The organism is Aminobacter sp. P4_H6_2 (assembly GCF_056400805.1).
The window spans coordinates 1-15,896 of sequence record NZ_JBFUKO010000068.1 but is presented as its reverse complement, the minus strand read 5'-3'; the positions used below and the strand labels follow the sequence as shown (position 1 = coordinate 15,896).

Here is a 15,896-nt window from a genome sequence, read left to right as displayed (position 1 = left end):
CCCCGCTTGCCGGCCGGCTGTTCGACATTCCCGGCGTCACCGGCGTCTTCTTCGGCTACGACTTCATCACCGTTTCCAAGGACGGTCCCGACTGGCAGCACCTGAAGCCGGCGATCCTGGGCTCGATCATGGAACACTTCATGTCGGGCGCGCCCGTCATGGCCGGCCAGGCTGCCGGTGGTGGTGGCCATCACGACGACCAGAATGAATTCTTCGACCAGGCCGACGCCGAGATCGTGGTGACGATCAAGGAACTGCTCGACACGCGCGTGCGCCCGGCCGTTGCCCAGGACGGCGGCGACATCACTTTCCGTGGCTACGAAAACGGAACCGTGTTCCTGCACATGAAGGGCGCCTGCGCCGGCTGCCCGTCGTCGACGGCGACGCTCAAGCACGGCATCCAGAACCTGCTGCGCCACTTCGTGCCCGAGGTTCAGCAGGTCGAACAGGTCTGAGGCTGCCCGACAATTCTACTGCGGGACGAATGCCCAACAGGGTCTCGGTGAGAACGCCAAATAACAAAAAACCGGGCCAAAGTGCCCGGTTTTTCGTTTGCGACGTCCGTGTTGCCTGGACGGTTCGCGCTTATTTCACGATGACCTTGGCGCCGACTTCGACGCGGTTGTAGAGGTCGATGATGTCCTGGTTCATCAAGCGGATACAGCCCGACGACATCGCCTTGCCGATGGAGTTCCACTCGGGCGTGCCGTGCAGCCGGTAGCCGGAATCGCCGCCCTTGTTAAAGAGATAAAGCGCGCGCGCGCCGAGCGGGTTCTTCAGGCCGGGCTCCATGCCACGGGCATATTTGGCGAGCTCGGGCTGGCGCTGGATCATCTCGCCAGGAGGCGTCCAGGTCGGCCATTCACGCTTGAGCGCGATGCGGGCGGTGCCCTGCCACTCGAAACCTTCGCGGCCGACGCCGATGCCGTAGCGCATCGCCTTGCCGTCCGGTTCGACGAGATAGAGGAACTTCTCACCGGTATCGATGACGATCGTGCCCGGCTTCTGGTCGGTCTCGTAGCGCACCAGCTGACGGTGATACTTGCTCGGGACCTTGTTGATCGGAATGGTCGGCAACTGATAGCCGGCATCCGTGCGCCCGCCATAGTCGTTGGAAAACATGCGCGAAACGCCGTCCGTCGAGCAGCCCGCGAGCGCTGTAGTGAGCGCCAGGGCGGCGACAATGGCAAACGACTTCAATCGCATATGCTGTTCCCAAGCTGGTGCGGCGTCCGGGCCGATTCGGCCTCATTTTTGCCACCATCCTTAAGGCCCCAGCCTTTTGCTTGCCAAGAGGAAGCAGGGGCATAAACCATTCGTGCACAAACGTTAGTGCCTCGATATGGCATTTCGGCAACACGTATCGCGGGAAAAGGCATGAAATTCAACGAGGAGCGGTAACGGATCCGTGAGCGGAAATGGGTCTGGAATAATCCAGCGAGCGGGTTCAAAACGTGAACAAATGATGCGATGATTGGTCCATGCCGATCATCTCACCACTTGCTTCGAATCCGCTCATCGACGGTCGCCAATCCGAACGTGCCATGCTTGTGCGCCGCGGCGTGCAGCGCCTGCTCATGCAGATGGGCGCACATGTGCTGCCCGAACTGTCGCTGGCGACCGGTCGGCGCGCCGACCTTGTGGCGCTGACGCGCCAGGGCGACATCTGGATCATCGAGATCAAGTCGTCGATCGAGGATTTCCGCGTCGACCGCAAATGGCCAGATTACCGGCTGCATTCCGACCGTTTCTTCTTTGCTACCCATCCCGACGTGCCGGCCGAGATTTTCCCCGAGGAGTGCGGATTCATCCTTTCAGACGGCTATGGCGCGGAAATCATGCGCGACGCACCCGAGCATCGCATGGTGGCTGCGACCCGCAAGGCGCTGATGCTGCGCATCGCACGCGCCGGTGCCGCCCGCCTGCTCTCCGCCGAACTCGCCGGCGTTTCGGTGCCGGCGCTGGAGGGGGAGAGTGAGTAAGAGAAGGCAGTAGGGGAATAGGGCAGTAGGGGAGTAAGAAAAGCCGCTGGGCAGACTTTGCTGCCTTACTGCCTTACTGCCTTACTGCCTTACTGCCCTATTCCCCTACTCCCTTCCTCAGCGCGGCGCCCGCTTGGCGAGAATGCGCTGGAGTGTACGGCGGTGCATGTTGAGCCGGCGCGCGGTCTCCGACACATTGCGCTCGCACATCTCGTAGACGCGCTGGATATGCTCCCAGCGGACACGATCGGCGGACATCGGGTTTTCCGGCGGGGCGGCACGCTCGCCCGCGGCGTTGGTGAGCGCGGCATAGACGTCGTCGGCATCTGCCGGCTTGGACAGATAGTCGATCGCACCAAGCTTCACGGCGGTGACGGCGGTGGCGATGTTGCCATAGCCGGTCAGGATGACGGTGCGGGTGTCTTCGCGGCGCTCGCGGATGGCCAACACGACATCGAGGCCGTTGCCGTCGCCCAGGCGCATGTCGACAACAGCGTAAGCGGGTGGACTGGCGCGCACCTTAGCGACCGCTTCCTCGACGCTCTCGGCGGTGTCGACGACAAAGCCGCGGCTTTCCATGGCGCGTGCCAGGCGCGTCACGAATGGCTTGTCGTCATCGACAAGCAACAATGAATGGTCTTCGCCCGGCAACCCGGCCGCAATGTCCTGGGTGGTCATCGCCTTTGATCCTTTTTGTCGTTGATCCCAGTCGTTCTTATGGTTTTACAAGCAGATATAGGTGCAAAGCCGCGATGTCCAATGGCCGGGTGCATGACCCGAAAATTGAAACCGATTTTCGGGAGGGATCACGCCCCAAATTCAATTGGTGCAGCGTCCTTTGCGCGTCATTCAAGGCTCAGGCAAGGCTCAGGCAGAGTCGAACATCGTCGACCCGGCCGGCAGCGGACTGAGGAAAGCGGCGCGCGGCCACGAGATCTCGACCACAGCCCCCTCGCCCGGCACGCTCGAATTGGTGAAGGTGATTTCAGCACCTGAACGCTCGAGCAAGGTCTTGGCAATGAACAGGCCAAGGCCAAGACCGCCGCCGGGTTCGGCTCCCTGGCGGGTCGACATATAGGGCTCGCCGATGCGGTCGATGATATCGGGCGGGAAGCCAGGGCCGTCGTCCATGATGGAGAAGCTGACATCGTCTGCGTCCCAGCTCCAGCGGATCGTCACGTGGCTACGGGCGAAGTCGACGGCGTTTTCCACCAGATTGCCGAGACCGTAGATGACGCCCGGGTTGCGATGTCCGACAGGTTCGGGGCCGATGCGTTCGCCCGGGTCGAGCTTGATCGAGATGCCGAAGTCGCGGTGCGGGGCGATGACCTCTTCGACCAGCGAGGTCAGCGGCAGGCGGGCAAGATGCTGTTCGCCCTCCGACGACAGGCTGGTGAGACGCTTCAAGATCTCGCGGCAGCGCTCGCTCTGGCTTCGCAGCAAGGTGACGTCCTCGCCATATTTCGGATCGTTGCCGAGCGCGCGTTCCATTTCCTTGGCGACCAGCGTGATGGTGGCAAGCGGTGTTCCGAGTTCGTGGGCGGCAGCGGCGGCGAGACCATCGAGCGCCGACAGATGCTGCTCGCGCTGGAGCACCAGTTCGGTTGCAGCCAGCGCATTGGCAAGCAGGCGCGCCTCGTCGGCGACACGGAAGGCATACATGGCCGTGAAGGYGATCGAGCAGCACACCGCGATCCAGATGCCCGATGTGTAGATGAAGGGCATGGCAAGCTCGATGCCGTCATACCAGGGCAAGGGCAGGTGGAAGAAGGCGAGCAGGCTGACGATGACGATGACAAGGCCAGCAAGGATGGTGGTGAGGCGCAGCGGCAGCGACGTCGCCGAGATGACGACCGGCACCGTCATCAAAAGCGAAAACGGATTGGTCAAGCCGCCCGTCATGTAGAGCAGTCCGGCGAGCTGCAGGCTGTCGAAGGCCAGRATGCCAAAGGCCGCGAACGGATTGAGCCGATGCGTGGCCGGATAGCGAAAGGCCAGGAACAGGTTGAGCCAGGCGGAACTGGCAATAAGGGCAAAACACAGGCTGACCGGCAGCGGGAACTCGAGCCAGTACGCAACGAAGATCACCGTGATGCTCTGGCCGACGATCGCCAGCCAGCGCAGGCGGATCAGCGTGTTGAGGCGGAGCCGGTGGCTGTGCTGGAGGTCGGGCGTGCGCGTGTTCATCTGCGCTATATGCGCTGGACGCGGCCCGCCGCCAAGAGCCAGGGCATTCGTCCCGAAAGAAACGGGACGAAGCCCCTAGTTTTTAGCTGGAGCATGATCTTGTTCGAAAACCGGCCTCCACTGGTTCGCTACGCGGACCTTCGGTTCGGGATCATGCTCTAGGTACCGCGCGGTTTGGCGCGGGCGGTTGCCTGAGCCTCCAGCGGATTGTCGGGCCAGACGTGGCGGGGATAGCGGCCGCGCATGTCGGAACGCACGTCGGCCCATGAACCACGCCAGAAACCAGGCAGGTCGCGCGTCGTCTGGATCGGGCGATGCGCCGGCGACAGAAGTTCGAGCGTGAGCGCGACCGTCCCGCCCGCGATCGAGGGGTGTTTGTACATGCCGAACAGCTCCTGCACGCGCACAGCCAGCACCGGCCATTCACCGTCATAGCGGATCGGCACATGGCTGCCTGACGGCGCCGTAAAATGGGTGGGCGCAAGCGTGCCGATCTTGCGCTGCAGGTCGTGCGGGACAAGCGACATCAGCCCATCGTGAAGTGTGCCCGCGCCAATGCGGGCAAAGGAGGCCTCGCCACGCAGGAAGGGCAAGAGCCAGTCTTCGAGGCGGTCGAGCAGGGCTTGGTCGGACATATCGGGCCAAGGATCGCCCAGACCACGATGCAGCCAGGACAGGCGCTGGCGCAAGGTCTCGGCCTCCTTGCCCCAGTCGAGCAGGTCGAGGCCGTGGGTGCGCAGCGCTTCAAGGATCGCGCAGTCGGCCTCTTCGCCCTTGGGTGCGGGCAGCATGCGTTCCGACAGGGTGACAGCGCCGATGCGGACGGTTTCGCGCACGCGCACCGAGCGCTTTTCCCTGTCGAAGCTGGCTTCGGTTTTCCTCTCCAGATGGGCAGAAAGGATGGTGCGAATATCGGCTTCCGAGACGGCGGCAGCTGACGAAATGCGGGCGTTCTGCGCCTTGCCCTGAAGATCGGCGACGACGAGATAGAGCTCGCCGGCCAGCGGGTCGGCGGCGTCGACAGCGGCACCGCTGCCATTGGCCAGCACGAAGCGGCCACGCTCGCCACGCGCCTTGGCGACCCGATCGGGCCAGGCAAGGAGAAGGAGCGTGCCGGGGGTGAGAGTTTCGGCCGACGCAGCTCCTCGCGCAGGTTCGCGCTGCCCCTCAACCCCTGACGGACCTTCTCCCCGTAAGGACGGGGAGAAGGAGGATGGCCGCAACGCTTGTGCCCCCCTCTCCCCGTCCTTCACGGGGAGAGGGTAAGGGTGAGGGGCGGCTTTTTCAGCAGCCCGCGCCAATCGTTCCGCCAGCTGGCGGGCGGCGTTGGCGCGCGGCGAGCGCTCGTTGCGGAAGCGCTGCAGACGGCGTTCGAGGTCGGCGCTGTCGCCGCCCAGGCCGCGCTCGGTCATCAAGACGGCAAGCTGTGCCGCCTCAACGGCTGCACCCTGGCGCGCCGCTTCGGCGACCATGTGGGCGAGACGGACCGGCAAAGCGAGTTTTCTCATGGCCTGGCCAGCGGCCGTCAGGCGACCGTCGGCGTCGATGGCGTCAAGCTCGATGAGGAGTGCCTTCGCCTCGGCCAATGCCGGTGCTGGCGGCGGGTCGAGGAAGGCAAGCGTGGTCGGATCGGCGACACCAAAGGCGGCGCAGTCGAGCAAAAAACCGGAGAGGTCAGCCTCAAGGATCTCGGGTGGCGAGAAGGCAGGCAGTGCGGCGGTCTGCTCGGCGCGCCAGWGGCGCACGGCAACGCCGGGGCTGGTGCGGCCGGCGCGACCGGCGCGCTGGTCGGCTGCTGCGCGCGAGGCGCGCACGGTTTCAAGCCGGGTGAGCCCGCTCGCCGGCTCGTATTTCGGCAACCGCGACAGGCCGGAATCGACGACGACGCGGACGCCGTCGATGGTGATCGAAGTCTCGGCGATGGAGGTGGCGAGCACGACCTTGCGGCGGCCGGCGGGCGCCGGCTTGATCGCGGCATCCTGCGCCTTGCCGTCGAGCATGCCATAGAGCGGCACGATGTCAGTGTCTGCACCAACGCGACCGGCGAGGCGCTCAGTGGTGCGCTCGATTTCGCGCTGGCCGGGCAGGAAGGCAAGCACGCTTCCCGGCTCATCGGCGAGCGCGTCGCGGATCGCCTTGGCCATCGCGTCCTCGACTGAAACGCCTGCCGGGCGCTCGTCGTAGCGGATGTCGACGGGGAAGCTGCGGCCCTGGCTTTCGATGACCGCCGCACCGTCGAGCAGTCTGGACACACGCGCCCCGTCGAGCGTCGCCGACATCACCACGAGCCTGAGATCGGGACGCAGCGCGCCTTGCACGTCGAGCGCCAGCGCAAGTCCGAAATCGCCGTCGAGCGAGCGCTCGTGGAATTCGTCGAACAGCACGGCGGCCACGCCCGGAAGCTCGGGATCGTCGAGGATCATGCGGGCCAGAACGCCCTCGGTGACGACGAGGATTTTTGTCTTCGCGCTGACCTTGTTTTCCATGCGCATGGCATAGCCGACCGTTCCACCCGGCTCTTCGCCGAGCAGCGAAGCCATGCGTCGTGCTGCGGCGCGGGCAGCTAACCGGCGCGGTTCGAGCAGGATGATCTTGCCATCGCCGCGCCAGGACGCATCAAGCAATGCCAAGGGAACGAGCGTGGTCTTGCCGGCGCCGGGCGGGGCGACCAGCACGGCGCTGTTGCCGGAAGCTAGAGCCTCGGCAAGTTGCGGCAGGACCGCCGTCACCGGCAGGTCGGGAAGCTTGGTCATGAAATCGTTCCGGGCGTCGTCTGCGGTCGAATATCAGCGGAAGCAGGCAGGAGGCAACAAGGGACGACACCCAAGCGCCGTGCGGTCATTGCACCGTCTGAGTTTCGACCCGACGTGTCGGCAGGCTGCAGCCTAGTCTTACGGTACGTCGCGAGGATTGATCGATCCGGCAGCTGGTCGCCCTTCCCCTGCCCGAAACGGACAATATGTGACGGCTCCCTGATAGTTTTGCGACAGGAGAGGGTCCATGGCGCAGATGGTGCATCCTTTGGTTGGCGACGTGCCGGTGGGGTCTCGGCGGGGCGAACAGTTCCGGTTCCTTGCCTGTGCCGTGGCGCTTGTCGGGGCGGTCACCGTCGCCTCGGCACTGGCGGCAATCATTGCGCCCGGCATCCGCTCGCTGCTGTTGCAAGAGGACGGCATCGTCGAGACTGGAACTGTGGTTTTCCTGGCCGTCGCCGTGATCGGAGCAAGTGTCGCAACGGCGCTTCGCGGGATGCGCGTGCCGCTGGTGCTGGCGGGCCTGATCGGGCTTGCCGAGCTTCTGGACGAAACCAGCTTCGGCTCCCGGTTGTTCGGGTTCCAGCCTTTGCCGCTTTATGGCGGCGGACAACTCGACGGCTTCCACGATTTGCTGATCCTGGCCTATCGGCTTTTACTGGGCATCAGCCCAAATCTCGCCTGGATTCTGGTTGGCCTGATGCTCGCAATATCGGCGGGACTGCTGCTGTTCGCCCTGCGCCAGATCGCGCGCAATATAAGCGGGGCGTCGACATGGCTCYCAGGCCACGTGCTGCTTTTCCTGCATGTCGGCTTCATCGGGCTGGCGCAGGTGATCGACATCGCCGCATCATCGCGCGCGTTCGCCGCCGTCGAGGAAGTGCTCGAACTCAACGCCGCGATATTGCTGGCGTTTTATGTGGTGCAGATGGGTTGGGCTGCGGCGGGGCTCCCCCGAAACCCTCATGGTGAGCCTGTCGAACCATGGGTTTTGGGGCAAACTGGACATGGTGCCCAGCGCCCTCGTGGTTCGACAGGCTCACCATGAGGGCTACGGAAGCGCTTTAGCCTTCCCTACCTCACCTTCACCCACTTCTGCTCGGCGAATGACTTAGCCATAGCGTGCACGGTGCGCTCGATCTCCAGCCCTTCGTCGAAGTCGATGACATGGGCGGCTTGGCCAGCGATCCGCGACAGCAGTTCGCGGCACTCGATGGTCTTCAAATCGTTGAAGCCGAGGCCGTGGCCGGGAGCTGGGATGAACTTGTCATAAGGCGCATGGACGGGTGCCGCGAGGATGGTGCGAAAACCCTGCTCGGTCGGCCGGTCGGAGGTGACGTAGAGCTGGATTTCGTTGAAGCGCTCCTGGTCGAAGACGATGGAACCCTTGGAGCCGAAGATCTGGACCTGGATGCGGCCCTTGCGGCCCCAGGCGGAGCGGTTGACCAGCAGTGTGCCCGACACGCCGTTTTCAAGATGGATCAGGCTCGAGGCGATGTCGTAGGTTTCGACCGCGCGGCGCCCGCCACCCGTAACCTGCCGGTCCGGATAGGGTTTGGCCATATCGCACATCACCGAGCCGACGCGGCCGAACAGGGCTGAAATCAGCGACAGCGGGTGGACGGCGAAATCGTCGAGCGCGCCGTAGCCTGATGTCGCCTCATGCTTCCAGAAGAACGGCGCGTCGGGGTCGGCCATGAAGTCCTCGTCCATCTCGACGCGGAGATGGTTGACCTCGCCGATGATCTTTTCGTCGAGCAGCTTGCGGATGTGCCGGATGGTCGGGCTCTGAATGTAATTGTAGCCGAGCACGGCCACCTTGCCCGACTTGCGGGCCGCAGCCGCCATGGCCTCGGCCTCGGCAAGGGTGGGCGCCATCGGCTTTTCGCACCACAGATGCTTGCCGGCCTCAAGGATGGCGATGGCCATCTCCGGATGGAACTGGTTGGGCGTGGTCAACGAGACGATGTCGACCTCGGGATCGGCGAGCACGGCGCGCCAGTCGCCCGAGGATTTTGCGAAACCGAGCTCGGTGGCGCGGCTCGCCGCGAGATCGGCATTGGCTTCGCCAAGATGGGCGAGCCGAACCCGAGGTACATCGCCGAAGACGGTGCTGACGGAATTCCAGGCGAGCGCGTGGCACTTGCCCATGAAGCCGGTTCCGATAAGTCCTACACCTGTCACTTCACGCTCTCCCGGTTTATAGAAGTGGCATTGCCGTTGACGGACTGAATAGTCGAATTTTGTCGAAAATGGAACATACAGTTCATTTTATTTGGACAGGCGGCCGCGGCATCGATATGTTGCAATGGGCGGAGACGGAATGGACCAGATGAACGAGACGATGTCGGAGGCGCTGCCACGCGATTTCGAGGCCTTGCGGGCGCTGATCCTCGATCGCCGCCAGTCGCTGCCCAAGCGCATCGCGCAGGTGGCTGCCTACGCGCTCGACAATCCCGACGAGATCGCCTTCGGCACTGCCGCCAGYATCGCGACATCGGCGGGCGTGCAGCCCTCAACGCTGATCCGCTTCGCCCAGCATCTTGGTTATGACGGCTTCACCAGCCTGCAGCAGGTTTTTCGCGAGCGCCTGAGGGAGCGCACGACATCCTACGAGGAACGGCTGACCGTGGTGCGCGGCGATGCCGACGAAGGCACCTCCAACCGCCGCATCGTCGACGGTTTCCTGGCTGCCGCCAGCAAGTCGCTCGACGTGATGTCGCGCAATCTCGACGACGAAACCCTCGACCGCGCCATCGATATCCTCAACGGCGCCGAGACGATCTACATCCTGGCACGCCGCCGCTCCTATCCGGTCGCGAGCTACATCGCCTATGCGCTGGGCAAGCTCGGGGTGCGCAGCCAGCTGATCGAATCCGCCTCGGGCCTCAGCCCCGAGATCATCTCGTTTGCCTCGTCCAGGGACGCGGTGATCGCCATCAGCTTCTCGCCCTATGCCTCGGCGACCATCGAGGAGGCGCGAATTCTGTCGGCGAACAACGTGCCGGTCATCGCCATCACCGACAGCGCGTTTTCGCCGTTGGCGCAGTTCGCCAAGGTGTGGTTCGAGGTGGCTGAAGCCGATTTCGGCGGCTTCCGCTCGCTGGCCGCGACCATGGCGCTGGCGATGGGGCTGACCGTCGGCGTCGCCGAACTGAGGCGCGGCCGAAAGGGCAGGAAATCCGCCAATTCCAGGGGCTGAGCCAGCAGTTGAGCTGCGCTCGGTGCATGGCAGCTTCCCGCTGTTGTCATGCCAGAATGCCCCTCAGGCGAAAAATAGTTGACGCAAGGGCGATAGTGGCTCAATCCCACTGTTAGCCATCTATTGTATGAGAGAGCCCCATGCCTGTTTATCGTTCGCGCACCACCACACACGGCCGTAACATGGCGGGTGCCCGTGGCCTTTGGCGCGCCACCGGCATGAAGGACACCGATTTCGGCAAGCCGATCATTGCGGTGGTAAATTCCTTCACCCAGTTCGTGCCGGGACACGTGCATCTCAAGGATCTCGGCCAGCTGGTCGCCCGCGAGATCGAGGCGGCCGGCGGCGTGGCCAAGGAATTCAACACCATCGCCGTCGATGACGGCATCGCCATGGGCCATGACGGCATGCTGTATTCGCTGCCGAGCCGCGAGATCATCGCCGACAGCGTCGAATACATGGTCAACGCGCACTGCGCCGACGCCATGGTCTGCATCTCCAATTGCGACAAGATCACGCCCGGAATGCTGATGGCTGCGATGCGCCTGAACATCCCCGCCGTGTTCGTCTCCGGCGGCCCTATGGAAGCCGGCAAGGTGGTGGTCGCCGGCAAGACCGTCGCGCTCGACCTGATCGACGCCATGGTAGCCGCCGCCGACGACAAGGTTTCGGACGAGGACGTCAAGGTCATCGAGCGCTCGGCCTGCCCGACCTGCGGCTCGTGCTCGGGCATGTTCACCGCCAATTCGATGAACTGCCTGACGGAAGCGCTCGGCCTGTCGCTGCCCGGCAACGGCTCGACGCTGGCGACGCACGCCGACCGCAAGCGCCTGTTTGTCGAGGCCGGACATCTGATCGTCGACCTCGCCCAGCGCTATTACGAGCAGGACGACGCTAGCGTTTTGCCGCGCAATATTGCCTCCAAGGGCGCGTTCGAAAACGCCATGGCCATCGACATCGCCATGGGCGGGTCGACCAACACCGTGCTGCACATCCTTGCCGCCGCCATTGAAGGCGAGATCGACTTCGACCAGGACGATATCGACCGCCTGTCGCGCAAGGTGCCAGTGCTGTGCAAGGTGGCGCCCGCCAAGGCCGACGTGCACATGGAAGACGTGCACCGCGCCGGCGGCATTTTTGCCATCCTCGGCCAGCTCGACAAGGCCGGCCTGCTCAACCGCGACCTGCCGACCGTACACACGGCAACGATCGGCGAAGCCATCGATCATTGGGATACCTCGCGGACCAAGAGCCAGGCGGTGCGCGACTTCTATCTCGCTGCTCCCGGCGGCGTGCCGACACAGACAGCCTTCAGCCAGGACCGACGCTGGGACGAGCTCGACCTCGATCGCGAAAAGGGCGTCATCCGCTCGGCCGAACATGCCTTCTCCAAGGACGGCGGCCTTGCCATACTCAAGGGCAACATCGCGCGCGACGGCTGCGTGGTGAAGACCGCCGGCGTCGACGAGTCGATCCTGAAATTCTCTGGCCCCGCTCGCGTCTTCGAAAGCCAGGACGCTTCGGTCAAGGCGATCCTCAGCAATGAAGTCGTGGCCGGCGACGTGGTGGTTATCCGCTACGAGGGCCCAAAGGGCGGCCCCGGCATGCAGGAGATGCTCTATCCGACCAGCTACCTCAAGTCGAAGGGCCTCGGCAAAGCCTGCGCGCTGCTCACCGACGGGCGCTTCTCCGGCGGCACGTCCGGCCTGTCGATCGGCCACGTTTCGCCGGAAGCGGCGAATGGCGGCACGATCGGGCTGGTGCGCGAGGGCGACATCATCGACATCGACATCCCCAACCGCACCATCAGCCTGCGCGTCGACGAGGCCGAACTGGCAAGCCGCCGCGCCGAACAGGACGCCAAGGGTTGGAAGCCGGTGGAGGTGCGCAAGCGCAAGGTGACCAAGGCGCTGAAGGCCTATGCGGCATTCGCAACGTCCGCAGATCGCGGCGCGGTGCGCGACCTCGGCGACTTCGAGTAAGATCAAGAGATTTTGAAATGACAAAGGGCCCGCACCGAGTGCGGGCCCTTTGTCTTTGCGGGACCAGGAAGTTCCGCCATGGCATCGTTGATCCAGCGCCATTCGAACCGAGCTGCCGCCGAGCTTGGCGACTTCGCCTGTGGTCTAGATTTTGTCGACCATGCCGCCCCTTTTTGGCGCTTCACCAAGTTGAGGGTCAACACCCCCCGCGCGAAATGGATTGCGTGTCGCGCGGATTTTCTACGGCCACCTGAGATTTTCCTTCTCAAGATGGCCGCCGAATTGAAATTCCCTACCTTTGTTAGAACCGGCCCTCACAGATAAATGCGCCGATGCTGGCCAGATGCGGCCGAGGATCAACCGCACGGCGGGTGCCCGCCCGCCCGACATGAGGTAAGCTCGATGACTGCGAAGGGAGAAGCCGCCATGGCCCGTCTCAATCCACCCTTCAAATCCGTGCTCGATTTGATCGGCGAAACACCTGTCGTCGAGCTGACGCAGTTCGACACCGGGCCGTGCCGGCTGTTCATCAAGCTCGAAAGCCAGAACCCCGGCGGCTCGATCAAGGACCGCATCGCGCTGTCGATGATCGCCGCGGCCGAGCGCGAGGGCAAGCTCAAGCGCGGCGGCACCATCGTCGAGGCGACCGCCGGCAATACCGGGCTCGGGCTCGCCCAGGTCGGCATCCCCAAGGGCTACCGCATCATCCTTGTCGTGCCCGACAAGATGAGCCGTGAAAAGATCCAGCACCTGCGCGCGCTCGGCGCCGAAGTTCGGCTGACGCGCTCTGACGTCGGCAAGGGCCATGCCGAATATTACCAGGACATGGCCGAGAAGATCGCAGCCGAAATTCCCGGCTCGTTTTACGTCAACCAGTTCGCCAACCCGGCCAACCCCGAGGCGCATGAGACCACGACCGGACCGGAAATCTGGGAGCAGCTTGAGGGCGACGTCGATGCGGTTGTGGTCGGTGTCGGCTCAGGCGGCACGCTGACCGGGCTCGGGCGCTTCTTCGCCAAGGTTTCTCCCAAGACGGAAATGGTGCTGGCCGATCCCGTCGGCTCGGTGCTGGCGCCGCTGATCAAGACCGGCAAGATGGAAGAAGCGGGAAGCTGGACGGTGGAAGGCATCGGTGAGGATTTCGTACCGCCGAACGCCGACCTTTCACTGGTCAAGAAGGCCTATTCGGTGACCGACAAGGCGAGCATGCTGGCGGTGCGCGACCTGCTTGCCAAGGAAGGCATCTTGGCCGGCTCGTCGTCGGGCACGCTGCTGTCGGCGGCACTGCGCTACTGCCGCGAGCAGAAGACGCCGAAGCGCGTCGTGACCTTCGTCTGCGACAGCGGCAACAAATACCTGTCCAAGGTGTTCGACGATTTCTGGCTGGCCGAACAGGGCCTCGATGAGCGCGAACAACATGGCGATTTGAGCGACCTCGTTGCGCGTTCTCACCGCGAAGGCGGCACAGTGTTTGTCAGCCCTGGCGACAGTTTGCTCACCGCCTATGGCCGGATGCGGCGCGGGGACGTGTCGCAACTGCCGGTGCTCGACGAGGGCAAGCTGGTCGGCATCGTCGACGAAAGCGACATCCTGGCGGTTGTCGAGGGCCCCTATGACAGCCGCTGGAACCGCTTCAACGCACCGGTCGCAACCGCGATGAGCAAGGACCTGCACACGCTGCAGGCCAATCAGACGCTCGATGCGCTGCTGCCGATATTCGACCGCAACGAAGTGGCAATCATCTTCGACGGCGAAGACTTCATCGGGCTGATCACCCGCGTCGACCTCATCAACCATCTCAGGCGGGCAAAATGACCACTGCGAAGAACCGGCTGGCTTTTTCGACACGCACCATCCATGGCGGCCAGAGCCATGACCCGACGACCGGCGCTGTGATGGTGCCGATCTATGCGACCTCCACCTATGGCCAGCAGAGCCCCGGCGTGCACAAGGGGTTTGAATACGCCCGCAGCCAGAACCCGACGCGCTTTGCCTTCGAGCGCGCCATCGCCGATCTCGAAAGCGGTAGCGCCGGCTTCGCCTTCGCCTCGGGGCTGGCGGCCATCGCCACTGTTTTCGAGCTGCTCGATTCAGGCGCGCATATCGTTGCCACCGACGACATCTATGGCGGCACGTTCCGGCTGCTGGAACGGGTGCGCAAGCGTACAGCCGGACTGCAGGTGAGCTTCGTCGACTTCACCGATCTTGCCGCCGTCGAAGCCGCTATCCGCCCCGAGACCAAGATGTTGTGGGTCGAGACGCCGACCAATCCGCTGCTGCGCGTGGTCGATCTCGAAGGCGTTGCGGCACTCGCCAGGCGCAAGGGCGTGCTGACGGTCGCCGACAACACCTTCTGCAGCCCCTATCTGCAGCGGCCGCTGGAACTCGGCATCGATATCGTGGTGCATTCGACGACGAAATATCTCAACGGCCATTCCGACATGGTCGGCGGCTGTGTCGTCGTTGGCGACAACAAGGATCTGCGCGACCAGCTGAAGTTTTTGCAGAACGCAATCGGCGCGATCTCGGGACCGTTCGACAGCTTTCTGGCTCTACGCGGCATCAAGACTCTGGCGCTCAGGATGGAGCGCCATTCGCAGAATGGGGCGAAGATCGCGCGCTGGCTGGAGGCCCGCAAGGATGTGCGCCGGGTGATCTATCCCGGTCTCGAAAGCCATCCCCAGCACGCCATTGCCAAGGCACAGATGTATCATTTCGGCGGCATGATCACAGTCGAACTCGACCGCGATCTCGCTGCGACTAAGCGTTTCCTCGAACGGACTCAGCTGTTCACGCTGGCCGAAAGCCTCGGCGGTGTTGAAAGCCTGATCGAGCATCCGGCACTGATGACGCACGGCTCGATACCGGCGGAAAAACGCGCAGCAATCGGCATTTCGGATTCGCTGGTGCGGCTGTCGGCCGGCATCGAGGATGGCGACGATCTGATCGCCGACCTTGAGCAAGCGCTGGCGGGGTGATTTTCCCCTCTACTCTCGTCTGGGAGGCTTGCGCTCGCCCCTCACCCTTACCCTCTCCCCGTGAAGAACGGGGAGAGGGGGACGTCGGCGTTGCGACCAGCCTCCGTACTTACGGGGAGAAGGTCCCGGCAGGGGGATGAGGGGCGGCGCTATCGTCTGCTTGTTACGTCAGGCGCTCTCGAAACCGACCAGGAACTTGCTCAGCAGCGCATCGAGCGCTGCCCGCTCCTGGGCGGATAGCATTTGAACGATGCGCGTCTGCGTCGCCACATGGTCGGCCACGGCCGCGTCGATGGTGGCAAAACCCTTTTCGGTCAGCGAGACGATGAAGCTGCGGCGGTCGCCGGGATTGAGCGTGCGCGCGACAAGCCCTGCCTTTTCCAGCTGGTCGACACGGTTGGTCATGGTGCCGGAGGTGATCATCATGGTGGCGGAGAGGTCGCCGGGGGACAGCGCATAAGGCGGTCCCGAGCGGCGCAGCGTTGCCAGCACATCGAAGCTGGCATAGTTCAGCCCGTGCGCTGCGAAGGTCTTTTCCATCTCGCGGCCGAGATGCTGCGAGAGCCGCGTCAACCGGCCGATCAGGCCCATCGGCGCAACGTCGAGGTCGGGCCGTTCCCGGTTCCATTGGGCAAGAATGTCATCAACGCGATCCATGCCGCACCATCGAGAAATAATATCTTGACGTCAAGAGAATCTATATTACCTTGATATCAAGATATTTGATCTCAAGAGAGATGCAGCGATGACGACGCGCAACACCGACCAGCTTTTGACGGCCATCGCCCCGGCGATCTGGGGCAGCACCTATC

At 63.7% G+C, this 15,896-nt stretch carries 14 protein-coding genes; 8 read left to right on the top strand and 6 right to left on the bottom strand.

What is annotated here, in order from left to right:
• A partial coding sequence (locus tag AC1DUU_RS08235) for a NifU family protein (RefSeq protein WP_476782929.1) occupies nucleotides 1-455 on the top strand: 455 nt, incomplete at its 5' end.
• A 130-nt stretch (nucleotides 456-585) separates the two neighbouring features.
• On the opposite strand, the gene AC1DUU_RS08230 is transcribed toward AC1DUU_RS08235, so the two are convergent.
• Complete coding sequence (locus AC1DUU_RS08230) at nucleotides 586-1,206, bottom strand: L,D-transpeptidase (protein ID WP_476782928.1); 621 nt, start codon at nucleotides 1,204-1,206, stop codon at nucleotides 586-588.
• 275 nt (nucleotides 1,207-1,481) lie between these two features.
• On the opposite strand from AC1DUU_RS08230, the gene AC1DUU_RS08225 reads away from it, so the two are divergent.
• Nucleotides 1,482-1,982 carry an MmcB family DNA repair protein gene (locus AC1DUU_RS08225; protein WP_476782927.1) on the top strand — a complete coding sequence of 167 codons (501 nt, stop codon included), beginning with the start codon at nucleotides 1,482-1,484 and terminating at the stop codon, nucleotides 1,980-1,982.
• Between the two features lie 117 nt (nucleotides 1,983-2,099).
• Here AC1DUU_RS08225 and AC1DUU_RS08220 read toward each other — a convergent pair whose 3' ends face one another.
• The 3 genes from AC1DUU_RS08220 to hrpB form a co-directional block, all read right to left on the bottom strand.
• Entirely contained in the window at nucleotides 2,100-2,660 is a 561-nt protein-coding gene (locus AC1DUU_RS08220) for an ActR/PrrA/RegA family redox response regulator transcription factor (RefSeq protein WP_476782926.1), read from the bottom strand.
• A 189-nt stretch (nucleotides 2,661-2,849) separates the two neighbouring features.
• Complete coding sequence (locus AC1DUU_RS08215) at nucleotides 2,850-4,169, bottom strand: ActS/PrrB/RegB family redox-sensitive histidine kinase (RefSeq protein ID WP_476782925.1); 1,320 nt, start codon at nucleotides 4,167-4,169, stop codon at nucleotides 2,850-2,852.
• Nucleotides 4,170-4,327: 158 nt separating this feature from the next.
• On the bottom strand, nucleotides 4,328-6,922 hold the full coding sequence (gene hrpB, locus AC1DUU_RS08210; protein ID WP_476782924.1) for an ATP-dependent helicase HrpB: 2,595 nt from the start codon (nucleotides 6,920-6,922) through the stop codon (nucleotides 4,328-4,330).
• A gap of 247 nt (nucleotides 6,923-7,169) precedes the next feature.
• Between hrpB and AC1DUU_RS08205 the strand changes: the two genes are divergently transcribed.
• The gene (locus tag AC1DUU_RS08205; protein WP_476782923.1) at nucleotides 7,170-7,970 is read left to right on the top strand and encodes a hypothetical protein; all 801 of its coding nucleotides are present in this window, start codon (nucleotides 7,170-7,172) and stop codon (nucleotides 7,968-7,970) included.
• A gap of 26 nt (nucleotides 7,971-7,996) precedes the next feature.
• Here AC1DUU_RS08205 and AC1DUU_RS08200 read toward each other — a convergent pair whose 3' ends face one another.
• Nucleotides 7,997-9,106, bottom strand: coding sequence for a Gfo/Idh/MocA family protein (locus AC1DUU_RS08200; protein ID WP_476782922.1), 1,110 nt, complete (start codon nucleotides 9,104-9,106; stop codon nucleotides 7,997-7,999).
• Nucleotides 9,107-9,266: 160 nt separating this feature from the next.
• Here AC1DUU_RS08200 and AC1DUU_RS08195 point away from each other — a divergent pair, with 160 nt between their 5' ends.
• From AC1DUU_RS08195 to AC1DUU_RS08175, 5 genes are all read left to right on the top strand, one after another.
• Nucleotides 9,267-10,124: a MurR/RpiR family transcriptional regulator gene (locus AC1DUU_RS08195; RefSeq protein WP_476782931.1), complete on the top strand. Its 858-nt coding sequence runs from the start codon at nucleotides 9,267-9,269 to the stop codon at nucleotides 10,122-10,124.
• Between the two features lie 140 nt (nucleotides 10,125-10,264).
• On the top strand, nucleotides 10,265-12,106 hold the full coding sequence (ilvD, locus tag AC1DUU_RS08190) for a dihydroxy-acid dehydratase (RefSeq protein WP_476782921.1): 1,842 nt from the start codon (nucleotides 10,265-10,267) through the stop codon (nucleotides 12,104-12,106).
• 78 nt (nucleotides 12,107-12,184) lie between these two features.
• Nucleotides 12,185-12,430 (top strand): hypothetical protein, encoded by a 246-nt coding sequence (locus AC1DUU_RS08185; RefSeq protein ID WP_476782920.1) that lies wholly within the window; start codon nucleotides 12,185-12,187, stop codon nucleotides 12,428-12,430.
• Nucleotides 12,431-12,532: 102 nt separating this feature from the next.
• On the top strand, nucleotides 12,533-13,921 hold the full coding sequence (locus AC1DUU_RS08180) for a pyridoxal-phosphate dependent enzyme (protein ID WP_476782930.1): 1,389 nt from the start codon (nucleotides 12,533-12,535) through the stop codon (nucleotides 13,919-13,921).
• A complete protein-coding gene (locus AC1DUU_RS08175) occupies nucleotides 13,918-15,084 on the top strand; it encodes a cystathionine gamma-synthase (protein ID WP_476782919.1) in 1,167 nt (388 codons plus the stop codon). The genes AC1DUU_RS08180 and AC1DUU_RS08175 overlap by 4 nt, the downstream gene beginning before the upstream one ends.
• Before the next feature lie 168 nt (nucleotides 15,085-15,252).
• Here AC1DUU_RS08175 and AC1DUU_RS08170 read toward each other — a convergent pair whose 3' ends face one another.
• Entirely contained in the window at nucleotides 15,253-15,741 is a 489-nt protein-coding gene (locus AC1DUU_RS08170) for a MarR family winged helix-turn-helix transcriptional regulator (RefSeq protein ID WP_476782918.1), read from the bottom strand.
• Between the last annotated feature and the right edge of the window lie 155 nt (nucleotides 15,742-15,896).

Coding starts and splice junctions, on each gene's coding strand:
- AC1DUU_RS08230 (WP_476782928.1), bottom strand. CDS start 1,206: ATGCGATTGAAGTCGTTTGCCATTGTCGCCGCCCTGGCGCTCACTACA.
- AC1DUU_RS08225 (WP_476782927.1), top strand. CDS start 1,482: ATGCCGATCATCTCACCACTTGCTTCGAATCCGCTCATCGACGGTCGC.
- AC1DUU_RS08220 (WP_476782926.1), bottom strand. CDS start 2,660: ATGACCACCCAGGACATTGCGGCCGGGTTGCCGGGCGAAGACCATTCA.
- ilvD (WP_476782921.1), top strand. CDS start 10,265: ATGCCTGTTTATCGTTCGCGCACCACCACACACGGCCGTAACATGGCG.
- AC1DUU_RS08185 (WP_476782920.1), top strand. CDS start 12,185: ATGGCATCGTTGATCCAGCGCCATTCGAACCGAGCTGCCGCCGAGCTT.
- AC1DUU_RS08180 (WP_476782930.1), top strand. CDS start 12,533: ATGGCCCGTCTCAATCCACCCTTCAAATCCGTGCTCGATTTGATCGGC.
- AC1DUU_RS08175 (WP_476782919.1), top strand. CDS start 13,918: ATGACCACTGCGAAGAACCGGCTGGCTTTTTCGACACGCACCATCCAT.
- AC1DUU_RS08170 (WP_476782918.1), bottom strand. CDS start 15,741: ATGGATCGCGTTGATGACATTCTTGCCCAATGGAACCGGGAACGGCCC.